The sequence below is a fragment of the Streptomyces sp. NPDC030799 genome (assembly GCF_055572255.1).
In genome coordinates this window covers 285,989-301,962 of record NZ_JBVIDS010000007.1, presented here as the reverse complement: position 1 = coordinate 301,962, position 15,974 = coordinate 285,989, and the positions used below count along the sequence as shown (strand labels likewise).

Annotated in this window: 14 protein-coding genes; 5 read left to right on the top strand and 9 right to left on the bottom strand. The window is 71.7% G+C overall.

All coding sequences use genetic code 11. The annotated features are described in order from the left end of the window. Positions 1 to 339: 339 nt before the first annotated feature. From ACZ41I_RS19985 to ACZ41I_RS19975, 3 genes are all read left to right on the top strand, one after another. Positions 340 to 1,545: a LolA family protein gene (locus ACZ41I_RS19985; RefSeq protein WP_468514689.1), complete on the top strand. Its 1,206-nt coding sequence runs from the start codon at positions 340 to 342 to the stop codon at positions 1,543 to 1,545. Between the two features lie 108 nt (positions 1,546 to 1,653). After that, on the top strand, positions 1,654 to 2,670 hold the full coding sequence (locus tag ACZ41I_RS19980; protein WP_468514688.1) for an ABC transporter ATP-binding protein: 1,017 nt from the start codon (positions 1,654 to 1,656) through the stop codon (positions 2,668 to 2,670). Beyond that, positions 2,657 to 3,538, top strand: coding sequence for an ABC transporter permease (locus ACZ41I_RS19975; RefSeq protein ID WP_468514687.1), 882 nt, complete (start codon positions 2,657 to 2,659; stop codon positions 3,536 to 3,538). The genes ACZ41I_RS19980 and ACZ41I_RS19975 overlap by 14 nt, the downstream gene beginning before the upstream one ends. Positions 3,539 to 3,542: 4 nt before the next feature. On the opposite strand, the gene ACZ41I_RS19970 is transcribed toward ACZ41I_RS19975, so the two are convergent. Continuing rightward, entirely contained in the window at positions 3,543 to 4,136 is a 594-nt protein-coding gene (locus ACZ41I_RS19970) for a flavodoxin family protein (protein WP_363214191.1), read from the bottom strand. A gap of 196 nt (positions 4,137 to 4,332) precedes the next feature. On the opposite strand from ACZ41I_RS19970, the gene ACZ41I_RS19965 reads away from it, so the two are divergent. Beyond that, positions 4,333 to 5,688 (top strand): tetratricopeptide repeat protein, encoded by a 1,356-nt coding sequence (locus ACZ41I_RS19965; RefSeq protein WP_468514686.1) that lies wholly within the window; start codon positions 4,333 to 4,335, stop codon positions 5,686 to 5,688. A 36-nt stretch (positions 5,689 to 5,724) separates the two neighbouring features. Here the strand turns inward: ACZ41I_RS19965 and ACZ41I_RS19960 are convergent, their stop codons facing one another. From ACZ41I_RS19960 to ACZ41I_RS19950, 3 genes are all read right to left on the bottom strand, one after another. Beyond that, on the bottom strand, positions 5,725 to 6,204 hold the full coding sequence (locus tag ACZ41I_RS19960; RefSeq protein ID WP_363214189.1) for a VOC family protein: 480 nt from the start codon (positions 6,202 to 6,204) through the stop codon (positions 5,725 to 5,727). 93 nt (positions 6,205 to 6,297) lie between these two features. Then, positions 6,298 to 7,248 (bottom strand): EamA family transporter RarD, encoded by a 951-nt coding sequence (rarD, locus tag ACZ41I_RS19955; protein ID WP_399774849.1) that lies wholly within the window; start codon positions 7,246 to 7,248, stop codon positions 6,298 to 6,300. A 111-nt stretch (positions 7,249 to 7,359) separates the two neighbouring features. Beyond that, positions 7,360 to 8,214 (bottom strand): SDR family oxidoreductase, encoded by an 855-nt coding sequence (locus ACZ41I_RS19950; protein WP_468514685.1) that lies wholly within the window; start codon positions 8,212 to 8,214, stop codon positions 7,360 to 7,362. A gap of 100 nt (positions 8,215 to 8,314) precedes the next feature. Between ACZ41I_RS19950 and ACZ41I_RS19945 the strand changes: the two genes are divergently transcribed. Beyond that, on the top strand, positions 8,315 to 8,719 hold the full coding sequence (locus ACZ41I_RS19945; RefSeq protein WP_363214186.1) for a winged helix-turn-helix transcriptional regulator: 405 nt from the start codon (positions 8,315 to 8,317) through the stop codon (positions 8,717 to 8,719). A 15-nt stretch (positions 8,720 to 8,734) separates the two neighbouring features. On the opposite strand, the gene ACZ41I_RS19940 is transcribed toward ACZ41I_RS19945, so the two are convergent. The 5 genes from ACZ41I_RS19940 to ACZ41I_RS19920 form a co-directional block, all read right to left on the bottom strand. Further along, positions 8,735 to 9,796: a 2-oxoacid:ferredoxin oxidoreductase subunit beta gene (locus ACZ41I_RS19940; RefSeq protein WP_363214185.1), complete on the bottom strand. Its 1,062-nt coding sequence runs from the start codon at positions 9,794 to 9,796 to the stop codon at positions 8,735 to 8,737. Next, positions 9,789 to 11,717, bottom strand: a complete 1,929-nt coding sequence (locus ACZ41I_RS19935) for a 2-oxoacid:acceptor oxidoreductase subunit alpha (RefSeq protein ID WP_399774858.1) — start codon at positions 11,715 to 11,717, stop codon at positions 9,789 to 9,791. The genes ACZ41I_RS19940 and ACZ41I_RS19935 overlap by 8 nt, the downstream gene beginning before the upstream one ends. 285 nt (positions 11,718 to 12,002) lie before the next feature. Then, positions 12,003 to 12,692, bottom strand: a complete 690-nt coding sequence (locus tag ACZ41I_RS19930; RefSeq protein WP_468514684.1) for a LuxR C-terminal-related transcriptional regulator — start codon at positions 12,690 to 12,692, stop codon at positions 12,003 to 12,005. Between the two features lie 375 nt (positions 12,693 to 13,067). Further along, on the bottom strand, positions 13,068 to 14,405 hold the full coding sequence (locus ACZ41I_RS19925; protein ID WP_468324970.1) for a sensor histidine kinase: 1,338 nt from the start codon (positions 14,403 to 14,405) through the stop codon (positions 13,068 to 13,070). A 330-nt stretch (positions 14,406 to 14,735) separates the two neighbouring features. After that, positions 14,736 to 15,920, bottom strand: a complete 1,185-nt coding sequence (locus ACZ41I_RS19920; RefSeq protein WP_468324967.1) for a sensor histidine kinase — start codon at positions 15,918 to 15,920, stop codon at positions 14,736 to 14,738. Positions 15,921 to 15,974: the final 54 nt, after the last annotated feature.

Below are 15,974 nucleotides of genomic sequence, written 5' to 3'. Positions count from 1 at the left end.
CTGCTGGGATGACCCGGACTCCGCGGATGCCCGACCCCCGGCGGACGCCCGTCCCCCGGTCGCGCGGATACCCGCCCGGCGCCGGCTGCGCCGATGCCCATGCCCCCGTACGGCCCCCTCCGTTCCGGTGAGACCCCTACGGGTCGGGGGAGCCGCTGCCCCTACGTGTCATACCGCAGGCGTACACGGAGTTGGCTCCGAGGTCTGACGCTTCCTCATGGCCGATTTGGTGAGATGGACACCACGGACATCACCACTCCTCACCGATTCGGGTGAGAATGGCGGCTCTGGTGGACCAGCGTGAGGACAGCCGCCGCCGACGACGGAGGTAAGGCACACATGGCACCGTACGAAACCGACGACGCAGTGGACGTCGCGCAGGAGGAAACTCCGCGCGCCGGACGCCGCAAGGCCGCCCGCTACGCGGTCCCGGTCGCGGTGGTGGGGGTGGCGGCGGCCACGATCGGGCTGGTCCCGGCGCTCGCCGCCTCCGGTGACCCCGACCTGCCCAGGATCACCGCACAACAGCTCATCGAGAAGATCGCCAAGTCGGACGTGCAGCAGCTGTCCGGCACCGTGCGGATCAGCACCGACCTCGGCCTGCCCAGCCTGGGCGGCCTGAAGAGCAGCCTGGCCTCGGGGGCGGCCAAGGGCTCCGGCGACGGCTCCTCCGCCGACCCGCAGTCCAAGCTCACCTCGCTGGTCTCCGGCACGCACACGCTGCGCGTCGCCGCGGACGGCCCGCAGAAGCAGAAACTGTCGCTGCTGGAGAGCGGCTCGGAGTACAGCCTCATCCACAACGGCAAGGACGTGTGGGGCTACGACAGCAAGAGCAACGAGGTCCACCACGGCACCTCGGCCGACTCCGGCAAGGACCACAGGGCCGAGCCCCCGGCCACACCCAAGGACTTCGCCGACGAGGCGCTGAAGTCGGTGGACGACACCACGTCCGTCACCGTCGACGGCACCGAGCAGGTCGCCGGCCGCGACGCCTACAAGTTGCTGATCAAGCCCCGGCAGTCCGGCACCACGGTCGGCGCGATCAGCATCGCGGTCGACGCGAAGACGGGCATGCCGCTGAAGTTCACGCTGACCCCGAAGAGCGGCGGCGCCGCGGTCCTCGACGCGGGCTTCACCCAGGTCTCCTTCGCGAGGCCGGACGCCTCCGCCTTCGCCTTCACCCCGCCCAGGGGCGCGAAGGTGACGGAGGAGAAGCAGGAGAAGAAGGGGCCTGAGGCGCGGCAGCACGCGCCGAGGCCGGGCGAGTTCGGCCAGGGCCTGGGCGGCACCGCCGTCCTCGGCAAGGGCTGGACGTCCGTCGCCACCTTCGACACCGGCGCCAAGGGCGGCCTGCCGACCGGCTCCAAGGCCGGTGACCTCGGCGGCTTCCTCGGCTCGCTCGGGGACAAGGTCTCCGGCAAGTTCGGCAAGGGCACCGTCTTCTCCACCCGGCTGGTCAACGCCCTGATCACCGACGACGGCAAGGTCTACGCCGGCATGGTGACCAAGGACGCCCTGGTGAAGGCGGCGGACACGGGAAAGTAGCCCGTTTCGGGCACCACGAGCCGTGACTGCACGTTGACCCTTTCGGGGTCTCCGGGGGCTTGGGGGGCTTGGGGCCTTTCGGGGGCAGGACGAATCGAGGGGGAGCCGATGGACGAACCGTCCGCGAAGGAGCGGGAGGCGGGGGAAGCCGGGGAATCGGGGGACGCGCAGCGGCGTGCCCCGGCCCGGGCGGAGGCGGGCGTCATCGTCACCCGCGGCCTCACCAAGCGCTACCGCGGCGGACAGCTCGCCGTCGACAGCCTCGACCTGACCGTCCCGGCGGGCAGCGTCTTCGGCTTCCTCGGCCCCAATGGCTCCGGCAAGACCTCCACCATCCGCATGCTGATGGGCCTGATCGAGCCGACGGCGGGCACGGCCCGCGTGCTGGGCCGCCCGATGCCCCGGGCGGCCCGTGCCGTTCTCCCGCAGGTCGGCGCGCTCATCGAGGGCCCCGCCCTGTACGGCTTCCTCTCCGGCCGGGACAACCTGCTGCGCTACGACGCCGCCGTCCCGACCGCCGACCCCCGCACCCGGCGCGCCCGCGTCGCCGCCGCTCTGGACCGGGTGGGCCTCACGGCGGCCGCGGGCAAGAAGGCGAAGGCGTACTCGCTCGGCATGAAACAGCGCCTCGGCCTGGCTGCCGCGCTGCTCCAGCCGCGCCGGCTGCTCGTCCTGGACGAGCCCACCAACGGCCTGGATCCGCAGGGCATGCGCGAGATCCGCACCTTGATCCGGGAGCTGGCCGCCGACGGCACGACCGTCTTCCTCTCCTCCCACCTCCTCGACGAGATCGAGCAGGTCTGCACCCATGCGGCGGTCATGGCGCGGGGCCGGCTCGTCACCCAGGGCGCGGTGGCCGACCTGGCTGCCGGGGTGCGGGGCCGGCTGGTGGTGACCACCCCGGATCCGGCCGAGGCGGCCCGGGTGCTGAAGGAGCAGGGTGTCGGGGACGTCATCGCCGACGGCGACCGGGTCGGCGGTGAACCACCGGCACGGGACCTCGCCGAGGTGAACGCGGCCCTGGTCGCGGCGGGGGTGCGGGTCCGGGGCTTCACACTCGAACGGGCCTCGCTGGAGGACGCGTTCGTGGCGCTGACGGGGGAGGGCTTCGATGTCGCGGGCTGAGACGGTCCCGGTGACCGCCGCCCGGCGGCCGAGTCCGCTGTGGACGCTCGGGCTGCTGCGCAGCGAGCTGGTCACGACCCTCCGGCGCTGGCGCACCCTCGCCCTGCTCGGCGTGCTGACCGCGGTGCCGGTGCTGGTCGGGATCGCGGTGAAGATCCAGACGCGTGGCGGCGGGACGGCGGACCACAGTGGCCAGGGCCCGGCGTTCCTCACCCAGATCACCAACAACGGCCTGTTCCTTGTGTTCACGGCGCTGGCCGCGACGCTGCCGTTCTTCCTGCCGATGGCCGTCGGGGTCGTCGCGGGCGACGCGATAGCCGGCGAGGCGGGGGCGGGCACCCTGCGGTATCTGCTGGTCGCCCCGGCCGGCCGAACGCGGCTGCTGCTCACCAAGTACACGACCGTGATGGCCTTCTGTCTGCTGGCCACCCTGGTCGTCGCCGTCTCCGCTCTGATCGTCGGCGCGCTGCTCTTCCCGCTGGGCGACCTGACGACCATCTCCGGCACCCGGATCAGCTTCGCCGAGGGCCTGGGCCGGGCGCTGCTGATAGCCCTGGCGGTCGCCGCCTCACTGATCGGGGTGGCGGCGCTGGGTCTGTTCGTTTCGACGCTGACGGGCAGCGGCGTCGCGGCGATGGCGACCACCGTCGGCCTGCTCATCAGCGTCCAGATCCTCGACCAGATACCTCAGCTGCACGCGCTGCAGCCGTACTTCTTCTCGCACTACTGGCTGTCCTTCGCCGATCTGATGCGCGAGCCCGTCTACTGGGACGACCTGGAGAAGAACCTCGGCCTGCAGGCGCTGTACGCGGCGGTGTTCGGCTCGGCGGCCTGGGCGCGGTTCACGACGAAGGACATCAGCGCGTAGGGCCCTAGCCGGCGGCCTTCTCGTACGGGAAGCGGGCGAGGGGTGCGTTCTGGGCGAAGAAGGTCTTCGCGCGGGCCAGCGCCTCGGTGTCCCTCAGTACGTCGCCGGGCGCGCTGCCGTTGCCGAGCAGCACCCCGCCGAACCGCATCCCCATGTAGGCGGCGGAGTTGCTGAGTGTGCCGACGTAGGGGTCGGCGACGGACGGTTCGTCGTGCGCCAGCGCCGCGATGCCCCAGAGGGTGCGGCCGGCCAGGGTGGCCCTGAAGTCGAGGCCCGGGGTGCGCAGCCAGCCGGACCAGTGGTCCAGGTAGCGCTTGGTGAGACCGGACACGGAGTACCAGTACAGCGGCGAGGCGATCACGATGTCCGTGGCCGCGAGGGTGGCGTCCAGCAGCAGGCCGGTGGGGCTGTCCGACGGCGGCCGTACGTGGTCGCTGTCGTGCCGCAGGTCCGTGAAGTCGGGGAGCGGGTGCTCGGCCAGGTGGATCCAGCGCTGTTCGACGTCACCGGGCAACTGCTCGGCGGCCCTGCGGGCCAGCAGCTCGGTGTTGCCCCCGGCGCGGGAGCTGCCCAGGACGAAGAGGAAGCGGCGGGTCATGGGTCCCCCAGGTGAGTGCTGCCGTACGGAAGATTGAAGCACATGCATTTTATGCATACGCAAGCAGTTTGGTCCAGGGTGCGGCTGGTGCGAGGCTGTGACGCTGCGGTGACGTGGAATGCGAGGGAAACCGACACACTGGTCGGCAGGGACGCGTACGACCGGATCGCGACGCCGGGGGAGTGAGGGAAAACCGATGGCCCGACTCAGCTTCGAGAAGAAGCGGGTACAGCAGCCCGTGGTGCATCCGGCGGTGGTGGCCGTGCGGGTGTTCGGCCCGGGTAACGCGTCGGTGGGCGGGGCGTCGGTGGTGGCGGCGCCGGGCGAGGAGATCCAGCAGGCCGTGCTCAACCACCTCCAGCGGCTGGCCATCAGCCTCGGCGCCCCGATACGCGCCACCATCCACGACGACCGCGCGGGCTGTGTGGTTCCCCTGGAGGTCTCGGCGGACGGTTCCAGCCGGGTCACCGGACGGGCGGTGCGGGTGGCTGCGCAGAGCGGGACGAGCGGGTCGGGCGGGCCGCGCCCGGCGGACGGGGCGTCACCGGCGGCCGTGCCTGCGCAGGGTGGGCCGGGCTCGGCCGACGTGGCGTCACCGGCGGGCGCGGCCGTGGTGGAGGGCGCGCGGGACGTGCCCCGCGCGGCGCAGCCGGAGCCCGTGCCGGCCGGCACGGTGCAGGCGCCGACGGGACAGTTCGGCCCCGCGCCGGTCATGCCCGTCAGGAAGGCGCCGTTGCCCGTCGCCGACGCCCCCCGGCCCGAGCCCATGACCTACGTCCCCGCGGCATACGCCCCCATGGCCCCGGCCCCCTCCGCTCCCGCGGCTCCGGTCTCCACGGCTTCCGCCCCCGCGGCCCCGGCTTCGGCGCCTGCGGCTCCGGTCTCCATGGATTCCACCCCTGCAACCCCGGCTTCCGCCCCCGCAACCCCGGCCTCCACGGTCTCCGCCCCCGCGGCCCTGGCCTCCATGGCCTCTGCCCTCACCGCCTCCGTCTGCGACTCCGCGCCGACCCACACCCCCGCCCGGGGCTTCGACGCCGTCGCCGAGGAGGTGCTCGGGGACCGGCCCGTGACCGAGACCGCGGAGGGGGCCGAGTTGCTCACCGAGCCGATGACGCGGATCAATGAGGCCGTGCGGGACGGCCGTATCGAGGCGGCGGCGGAACTCGCCGACCGTACGGTCGCCGAGGCGTCCGCCGTGCTGGGACCCCGCCATGCGGAGGTGCTGCATCTGCGGGAACTGTCCGCGTACATCGCCTACTTGGCGGGCGATCCGGTCCGTGCCTGCCGGCTGTCCCTGGACCTCGCCCGGTTGCGCCGGCAGGCGCGGGACGCGGAGGCCGCCTACGGCAACGTGCAGAGCGCGGCGACCGCCTGGCGTGCGGTGCGCGACCCGGAGGAGGGGCTGCGGCTGGGCCGGGAGCTGATCGACCTGTGGGCGGAGCTCGGCACCGAGCCGGGCCCCGCCGCCGACGACCCGCGCCCGCTGGAGTCCGCCCGCGCCCGCATGGTGCGCCTCACCGACCGGGCGGCCCGCGCCGCGCAGGGCTGACAACCGGCCCTGCCGGGGCCGGTCCCGGGGGCGGCCCTACTGCACGCAGAACTCGTTGCCCTCCGGGTCCGTCATCAGTACCCACTCGCCGCCGGGTTCCTTCACCTCGCGCAGTACCTGGGCGCCCAGCGCCCGCAGCCGTGCCACCTCGTCCGCGCGCTGCCCGGCACCGGCGTGCAGGTCGAGGTGGAGCCGGTTCTTGACGGTCTTCGGCTCCGGGACGCGCTGGAACAGCAGTCGCCGCCCGAGTCCCGTGCCGGTCTCCGGGTCGTACGGGTCGTCGGGGTGCCGTACGGCGATCAGATCACGGAAGGCGGGGCGGCCGTGGTACTCGACGGTGGCCTCCCCGGGCAACGCACCGAGGGACAGCAGCCGTTCGACGAGGGCGCTGTTGTCCTCGGCCGTGTAGTGCAGCGCGGCGGCCCAGAAGTCGGCCTGGGTGTGCGGGTCGGCCGCGTCGATGACGAGCTTCCAGTGCAGCGGGGCGGGGGCCTCGACGGGCGCATGAGTCGACATGCTCACCACTTATAGCGGGGAGCACTGACATCAGCGGCGTTCACGGGAGCGGAGTCCCCCGGTTCACGCAACCATGGGAGCGCAGCCCCCGGTTCACGCATCCACGGGCGCGGAGTCCGGAGTGTTCACCCGCGGTACCCCGAGCGGCTCCCTCGGCCGGCGTGCGGAGCGCAGCGCATCGCCCGTGAGCAGGAAAAGGGCCAGCCAGACCAGGGCGAATCCGGCCCAGCGCTCGGGCGGCATGGCCTCGTGGAAGTAGAGGATGCCGCACAGGAACTGGAAGACGGGCGCCAGGTACTGCAGCAGGCCCAGTGTGGACAGGGGCACGCGGATCGCCGCCGCGCCGAAGCAGACCAGCGGCAGCGCGGTGACGACACCGGTGGAGGCGAGCAGGGCGGCGTGTCCGGCGCCGTCGTTCAGGAAGCTCGCGTCGCCGTGCGCGCCGAGCCACAGCAGATAGCCGAGCGCGGGCAGGAACTGGATCGCGGTCTCGGCGGCCAGCGACTCCAGACCGCCGAGGGCGACCTTCTTCTTGACCAGGCCGTAGGTGGCGAAGGAGAACGCGAGGACGAGCGAGATCCACGGCGGGTGGCCGTAGCCGACGGTCAGGACGACGACGGCGGCGAGGCCGGTCGCGACCGCGGCCCACTGCACGGGCCGCAGCCGCTCCTTCAGCAGCAGCACGCCCATCGCGATGGTCACCAGGGGGTTGATGAAGTACCCGAGGGAGGACTCGACCACATGGCCGGAGTTCACGGACCAGATGTAGACGCCCCAGTTCACGGTGATGACGGCGGCGGCCACGGCGATGAGCCCGAGCCGGCGGGGCTGGCGCAGCAGCTCTCCGGCCCACGCCCAGCGCCGGACGAAGAGCAGGGCGACGGCGACGACGACGAGGGACCACACCATGCGGTGGGCGAGGATCTCCACCGCCCCGGCGGGCTTCAGCAGGGGCCAGAACAGGGGCACCAGGCCCCACAGGCCGTAGGCGGCGAAGCCGTTCAGCAGGCCTATCCGGTGCTCACCCTTGGACTTCCCGGCCACAGCCCCTCCCTCTCACATCAGGCATGCGAGAACGAAGGTAGCGCCGAACACCCCCGGCTGTCATGGCCGTATCGCCATACGGTCATGACAGCCCGGGTGCTGCCGGATCGCTCAGCCCTTGAGCGCGGCGGTGATCGCCTCCGACAGCGGGGTGGTGGAACGGCCGATCAGCCGCGACAGATCCCCGGAGGAGACCACCAGCTCGCCCTTCTCGATCGAGGCGTCCACGCCGGCCAGGACCGCGGCCAGCGGGCCGGGCAGCCCGGCGCCGGTGAGGATGCCGGCGAGGGCCTCGACGGAGACCGGGGTGTAGGCGATCTCCTTGCCGGTCTGCCGGCTCAACCGGGCGGCGTACTCGGCGAAGCTCCACGCCTCGTCGCCGCCCAGCTCGTACGTCGTGTTCTCGTGGCCCTCGCCGGTCAGCACCGCGACCGCGGCGGCCGCGTAGTCGGCGCGGGCGGCCGAGGAGACGCGGCCCTCGCCGGCGGCCTGGACGACCGCGCCGTGCTCCAGTACCGGGGCCAGGTTCTCGGTGTAGTTCTCGTGGTACCAGCCGTTGCGCAGCAGGGTGTACGGCAGGCCCGAGGCGAGCAGCGCCTGTTCGGTGGCCCGGTGGTCGTCCGCCAGGGCCGCAGTGAGGGTGCCCGGAGCGCTGGTGTACGCGAGCAGCGCCACGCCGGCCGCCTTCGCGGCGTCGATGACGACCTGGTGCTGCCGCACCCGTCCCTTGTCGAACTCGTTGCCGGAGATCAGCAGGACCTTGTCGCCGGCGGCGAACAGGCCGTCGAAGGTCTCGGGGGCGTTGTAGTCGGCGACGGCCAGTTTCACCCCGCGGGCCGCATGGTCGGCGGCCTTCGTCTCGTCGCGGACGACGGCGGTGATCTGCTGGGCCGGAACCTTCTCCAGCAGCTGCTCCACGACGTGCCGGCCGAGGTGTCCGGTGGCTCCGGTGATGACGATGCTCATGGTGGGGAACTCCTTGGGGGTGCCGTGTTCTGGGTATGGCACTCACCTTAGGAGGGGCGCTAACTCATGGAAAGTACCCACTTTGAAGTAAGGTACGTGCATGGCGGTAAGTGAGTGGAAGGGTGACGGCGAGGCCATGTGCCCCCATCGCCTGGTCCTGGAGCATGTGACCAGCCGCTGGGGAGTGCTGGTGCTGATCCAGCTCCTCGACCGCCCGTATCGGTTCAGCGAACTGCGGCGGGCCATCAGCGGCCTCGGCGGGCGTGGCGTCAGCGAGAAGATGCTCACGCAGACCCTCCAGACCCTGGAGCGCGACGGCCTCGTCCACCGGGACGCCAAGCCCGTCATCCCGCCGCGCGTCGACTACTCCCTGACCGGGCTGGGCCGCGAGGCGGCGGAGCAGGTGCGGGCGCTGGCGCAGTGGACCCAGCACCGCATGGACGACGTGCTCAGCGCCCGCCGGGCATACGACGAGGCCCGGGAAGAGCGCTCCCGGGCCTCGTGACAGCGAACAGCAGGGTCAGCCGACGACCGTCCAGGTGTCCCCGCCGGCCAGCAGCGCGGCCAGGTCGCCCTTGCCCTTCTGCTCGATGGCGGTGTCCAGCTGGTCGGCCATCGCCGTGTCGTAGACGGACCGTTCGACCGAGCGGAAGACACCGATCGGGGTGTGGTGCAGGGTGTCGGGGTCGGCGAGCCGGGACAGGGCGAAGGCGGTGGTCGGGGACGCGGCGTGCGCGTCGTGGACCAGGACGTCCGCCTCGTTGTCCGCCGTCACGGTGACGACCTCCAGGTCACCGGTGGCCCGGTTGCGTACGACGCCGCGTGCGCCGTCGGACCCGAAGCGGATCGGCTGCCCGTGCTCCAGACGGATCAACGTCTCCTCGGCCTGCTGCTTGTCCTTGAGGGCGTCGAAGGCGCCGTCGTTGAAGATGTTGCAGTTCTGGTAGATCTCGATGAGGGCCGTGCCGGGGTGGTCGGCCGCCGCGCGCAGCACCTCCGTCAGGTGCTTGCGGTCGGAGTCGATGGTGCGGGCGACGAAGGACGCCTCCGCGCCGAGCGCCAGCGAGACCGGGTTGAACGGCGCGTCCAGCGAGCCCATCGGCGTCGACTTGGTGATCTTGCCGAGTTCGGAGGTCGGCGAGTACTGGCCCTTGGTCAGGCCGTAGATCCGGTTGTTGAACAGCAGGATCTTCAGGTTCACATTGCGGCGCAGGGCGTGGATCAGGTGGTTGCCGCCGATGGACAGCGCGTCGCCGTCACCGGTGACCACCCACACCGACAGGTCCCGCCTGCTGGTGGCCAGGCCGGTGGCGATCGCCGGGGCGCGGCCGTGGATGGAGTGCATCCCATAGGTGTTCATGTAGTACGGGAAACGGGAGGAGCAGCCGATGCCGGAGACGAAGACGATGTTCTCTCTGGCCAGCCCCAGCTCCGGCATGAAGCCCTGCACGGCGGCGAGGATCGCGTAGTCACCACAGCCGGGGCACCAGCGCACCTCCTGGTCCGACTTGAAGTCCTTCATCGACTGCTTGGCCTCGGCCTTGGGGACCAGCTGCAGCAGTCCGTTGCCGGCGTCAGTCATCGATGGCCTCCTTCAGAGCCGTGGCGAGCTGTTCCGCCTTGAACGGCATGCCGTTGACCTGGTTGTAGGAGTGGGCGTCGACCAGGTACTTCGCCCGGATCAGGGTGGCGAGCTGCCCGAGGTTCATCTCGGGGACCACCACCTTGTCGTACTGCTGGAGCACCTTTCCGAGATTGCGCGGGAAGGGGTTGAGGTGGCGCAGGTGTGCCTGCGCGATCGACTCGCCGCCCGCGCGCAGCCGTCGTACCGCCGCCGTGATCGGCCCGTAGGTGGAGCCCCAGCCCAGGACCAGGGTCTTGGCGCCGTGCGGGTCGTCGACCTCGATGTCCGGCACCTCGATGCCGTCGACCTTGGCCTGCCGGGTGCGGACCATGAAGTCGTGGTTGGCCGGGTCGTAGGAGATGTTGCCCGTGCCGTCCTGCTTCTCGATGCCGCCGATGCGGTGCTCCAGACCCGGGGTGCCCGGGATCGCCCACGGCCGGGCGAGGGTCTCGGGGTCCCGCTTGTACGGCCAGAAGACCTCGGTGCCGTCCTGAAGGGTGTGGTTGGGGCCGGAGGCGAACTGCACCCGCAGGTCGGGCAGCTCGTCCAGGTCCGGGATCCGCCACGGCTCGGAGCCGTTGGCCAGGTATCCGTCGGACAGCAGCATCACCGGTGTGCGGTACGTCAGTGCGATCCGGGCCGCCTCCAGAGCGGCGTCGAAGCAGTCCGCCGGGGTCTGCGGCGCGACGATCGGCACCGGCGCCTCGCCGTTGCGGCCGAACATCGCCTGCAGCAGGTCCGCCTGCTCGGTCTTGGTCGGCAGCCCCGTGGACGGGCCGCCGCGCTGGATGTCGACGACCAGCAGCGGCAGTTCCAGCGAGACCGCGAGGCCGATCGTCTCGCTCTTCAGCGCGACACCGGGACCGGACGTCGTCGTGACCGCGAGCGAGCCGCCGAAGGCCGCGCCCAGCGCCGCACCGATGCCCGCGATCTCGTCCTCGGCCTGGAAGGTGCGGACGCCGAAGTTCTTGTGCTTGCTCAGCTCGTGCAGGATGTCCGAGGCCGGGGTGATCGGGTACGAGCCGAGGAACAGCGGCAGATCCGCCTGCTGCGAGGCCGTGACCAGGCCGTAGGCCAGGGCGAGGTTGCCGGAGATGTTGCGGTAGGTGCCGACCGGGAAGGCCTTGGCGGCCGGGGCGACCTCGTAGGAGACGGCGAAGTCCTCCGTCGTCTCGCCGAAGTTCCAGCCCGCGCGGAACGCGGCGATGTTCGCCTCGGCGATGTCCGGCTTCTTGGCGAACTTCGACTTCAGGAACTTCTCGGTGCCCTCGGTGGGCCGGTGGTACATCCACGACAGCAGACCCAGCGCGAACATGTTCTTGCTGCGCTCGGCCTCCTTGCGGGAGAGGGAGAACTCCTTGAGCGCCTCCACCGTGAGGGTGGTCAGCGGCACCGGGTGGAGGTTGTAGCCGTCCAGGGAGCCGTCCTGGAGCGGGTCGGTGTCGTAGCCGACCTTCTGCAGGGCGCGCTTGGTGAACTCGTCCGTGTTGACGATGATCTCGGCGCCGCGCGGCAGATCGCCGACGTTCGCCTTCAGAGCGGCGGGGTTCATCGCCACCAGCACGTTCGGCGCGTCCCCGGGGGTGAGGATGTCGTGGTCGGCGAAGTGCAACTGGAAGCTGGAGACACCGGGCAGGGTGCCGGCGGGGGCGCGGATCTCGGCGGGGAAGTTGGGGAGGGTGGAGAGGTCGTTGCCGAAGGATGCGGTCTCCGAGGTGAACCGGTCACCGGTGAGCTGCATGCCGTCACCCGAGTCCCCCGCGAACCGGATGATCACCCGGTCCAGGCGCCGCACGTCCTTGGCGCCGCCCGGTTTGCGCTGCTCTCCCACGACGGTTCCGTCGGTGTGCTCCGCTGGGCTGCTGACCTGGCTGGTCACTGAACTGGACCTCCTTCGAGGCGGCTGTCCGTCGGGTGGTCGTCCCACGGACCATCCCAGGATCAACCCTACGTCGGTTAGGGTCGCCTTCCCGAGGCCATCCGAGGATTGGACGGCGTTTCGAGACGGCCTGTTCGCGCTGCTTCTCACTCTCCCGCATGATGACCCGCGCCGCCGGAACTCCGATCAAGAAGTTCCCGAGCGTCCCTCGGTTGTCTCCTGAGTCCTCCCTGTCCGGGTACCCGCCCGGGAAGCGCTCAGGAGCCTCTTCCGAGGTCCCGGTGATCAGGAGTTCAGGTACGTCAGGACGGCCAGCACGCGGCGGTGGTCCCCGTCGCTCGGGGCGAGGCCGAGCTTCAGGAAGATGTTGCTGACGTGCTTCTCCACGGCCCCGTCGCTGACCACCAGCTGCCTTGCGATCGCCGAGTTCGTCCGTCCTTCGGCCATCAGCCCGAGCACCTCGCGCTCGCGCGGGGTCAGCCCCGCCAGCACGTCCTGCTTGCGGCTGCGGCCGAGCAGCTGCGCCACCACCTCCGGGTCCAGCGCCGTACCGCCCCCGGCCACCCGCACCACCGCGTCCACGAACTCGCGCACCTCGGCGACCCGGTCCTTGAGCAGATAGCCCACCCCCCGGCTGGAACCGGCCAGCAGCTCGGTGGCGTAACGCTCCTCCACGTACTGCGACAGCACCAGCACCCCGAGCCCCGGATGCGCCTTCCGCAGCTGTACGGCCGCCCGTACACCTTCGTCGGTGTGCGTCGGCGGCATCCGCACGTCCGCCACGACCACGTCGGGCAGCATGCCCTGGGCCTCCAGGTCGGCGACGGTCTTCACCAGCGCCTCCGCGTCCCCGACGCCGGCCACGACATCGTGCCCGCGGTCGGTCAGCAGCCGGGTCAGGCCCTCCCTGAGCAGCACTGAATCCTCGGCGATGACCACCCGCACGCTGTTCTCCACGATCTCCCGGCCCCCCATGCCCGTGCCCGCTCCTCTACGACGCCGTCCGTACGGAGGTCCAGCATTCCAGCATTCGGCCGGCGCCGCCCGCCGCACCTGCACAACCGCGCCCTCCGGGGGTGGGGAGGGCGTCCCGGCGCGGGGGGTTCTGGACTCTTTTGCATGCGTTGATCTTTTGCATGCGTTCTGCTGATCGGGTGCGGGAGGGGGCCGGTGCCGGGCCGGTCGGCCGGCGACTGCGGTGGGCCGGCAGACCGGCACCACCCTTCCCGGTGGGCCCCGCCTTCAGCAGACGGCGGCGGCCCGTGAACGCATCGTGTGCCGTTCCGGGGCTACGACGGCGTAACGGGCCGGGCCCGCTCCGGCGCCGTCGTCCGCATCGGCCCCTGAGGGTCAGGCACGCCAGGGCAGTTCCGCGATCACCCGGGTGGGGCCGCCGGCCGGGGAGTCGACCACGAGGACGCCGTCCACCGCGTCCAGCCGTCCGGCGAGACCGGCCAGGCCCGAGCCGCGGGAGACGTCCGCGCCGCCCACCCCGTCATCGGTCACCTGCAGCATCAGCCGGTCCTCCGCGCGCCACACGTCCACCGACGCGGACCGGGCCCGGCTGTGCTTGCTGATGTTCTGCAGCAGTTCGGAGACCGTGAAGTAGGCGATGCCCTCGATGGCCGGCGCCGGGCGGGCCGGCAGATCGACCTCGACCCGTACCGGCACCGTGCAGCGGGAGGCGACCGAGGACAGCGCGGCGTCCAGACCACGGTCGGTCAGCACGGCCGGATGAATGCCGCGGGCGAGATCGCGCAGCTCCTGCAGCGCCGTCTTCACCTCGCCGTGCGCGTCGTCCACCATCCGCGCCGCCGCCTGCGGATCCTCCCGGAGCTTCTCCTTCGCCAGCCCCAGATCCATGGCCAGGTTGACCAGCCGGGCCTGCGCCCCGTCGTGCAGGTCCCGCTCGATGCGCCGCAGATCGGCGGCGGCCGTGTCGACCACGACCCCGCGGTCCGACTCCAGCTCCACCACCCGCGCCGACAGCGGCGACGGCCCGAGCAGCCCCTGGACCAGCAGCCCGTCCACCGCCGTCAGGGCTCGTACGATCCACGGCGTGGCCAGCGTGAACAGCAGGCCGACCAGCGCGGTCACGGTGATCTCGAACGGGTTGTCGAGATAGACGCTGTGGTGTTCGTCGCCGTACAGCTGCAGCCCGCCCTGGCCGCCGTACATCGGGAAGACCCAGAACCACAGCGGGTAGGTGAGCAGGGACCAGCCGGTCGTCCACAGGCTCACCGCCACCGAGAACGAGAACACCGCCCAGGGGAACTGCACCAGCGTGTACAGCAGGTTCCGCCAGGAGGTGCCGCTCTTGAGCACCGCGCCCATCCAGGCCAGCGCGCCCGGCCTGCGCAATCGCAGCGGCTCCGGCTCGGCCACGTCCAGCTGCAGCAGTCCGCGCGCCCGCGCCCGCTCCAGCGCGCCGAAGCCGCGGCAGCCGGCGAGCGCCGCCGCGAGCACCGGGATGCCGAGGAAGGTCACCAGCAGGCCCGCGCCGAGCGATGCCATGGTGACCGTCCACGTGAACAGCACGATGGACAGGGGCAGGCTCAGCAGGACGTAACCGAACTCGCGCCAGCTGCGCGCCTCGAACGGCGCCCGTAGCGCGGCGGGCAGCCGGTAGCCGCTTCCGGCGGGGTGCCCGTCCTCCCGCCCGTAGCCGTGTCCGTACTCCGTGGCCATCGATTCCGTCCTGTTCTCGTCGCCCTGCGGCGGTTCAGCCGTGTCTCCAGAGTCGTGCGCCGCGGGGCACCGGGCCATGGAGTCCGTCGGCGTCTTGGGCCGGGGGTTTTCCCCACCCCTGCCTCCGGCGGTCGGCCGTTCGTCCCGCGCCGTCGGCTTCTCGGTTCCGTCGGCCCGTCGTGGGGGATGCGCCGTAGGGGTTCTGGCGTCGGCCGGCTGCGGGCCGTCGTGGCCGGCCGCCCCCGGGGCAGTCGCCGCACCCGCATGGGGCCCGTAGCTGCCGCACCCGCATGGGGCCGTAGTCGCCGCACCCGTGTGCGGCGCGGTCCGCTACTCCGTCCGGTCCCGCCACGGCAGCTCTGCCGTGACCACCGTCGGGCCGCCGGCCGGGGAGTCGAGGACGAACAGGCCGTCCACCGCGCCCAGCCGCTCCGCGAGGCCCCGCATCCCGGTGCCGCCCTCCAGCCGGGCGCCGCCACGGCCGTCGTCGCGGACCTGGATGAGCAGCCGCTCCTCCGCCCGCCACACGTCCACCGACGCGGACCGGGCCCGGCTGTGCTTGCTGATGTTCTGCAGCAGTTCGGAGACGGTGAAGTAGGCGATGCCCTCGATGGCAGGCGCCGGACGGTCCGGCAGGTCCACGGTCACCTTCACCGGCACCGTGCAGCGCGTGGCGACCGAGGACAGGGCCGCGTCCAGACCCCGGTCCGTGAGCACGGCCGGATGGATGCCGCGGGCGAGGTCGCGCAGCTCCTGGAGGGCCAGCTTCACCTCGCCGTGCGCCTCCTCCACCATCGCCGCCGCCGAGTCGGGATCCTCCAGCAGTTTCTCCTTGGCCAGACCGAGCCCCATGGCCAGGTTGACCAGCCGGGCCTGCGCCCCGTCGTGCAGGTCCCGCTCGATGCGCCGCAGATCGGCGGCGGCCGTGTCGACCACGACCCCGCGGTCCGACTCCAGCTCGGCGATACGGCGTTCCAGCTCGTCCGACGGCGACAGCAGTCCGCGGACCATGAAGCGGTCCGCGTTCGCCAGTCCCCGCGCCAGGTACGGCAGCACCGGCCACAGCACGAACAGCGAGGTCAGCACGGTGCAGAAGGTGAGGATCCCCCACGGCAGCCGGATGGCGTCGTAGAGCAGCGTCCGCCAGCCCACCGGGTCCTTCAGCGCCATCCACAGCCGCTGCATCCACCCGCCGCCCCGGGCCAGCGGCAGCGGAGTCGGCTCCTCCACCCGCACCCCGAGCAGCCACCGGGCGCGGGACCGCTCCAGCTTCCCCAGCTGCCGGGCGCCCAGCAGACTGAGCGCCAGCAGCGGAAGACCGATCACGGTGAGCGTCAGGGACCCGCCGACGGACAGCACGGTGATCGCGTAGACGAAGCCGAACACCGTCACCGGGAGGTTCAGCAGGAGATGGAGGATCTCCTTCCACGTGTGCGTGTCGTACGCCGGCCGGACCGGCGGCAGCCGGTCGGTGCCGTCGGCCGCCCGGCCGGTGGCGGAGCTGGTAGCGGTCATACCGGTCAGCCTGCCGTGCGCTGGGCCCTGCGCGCCATGCGGTACGCCGCCCTC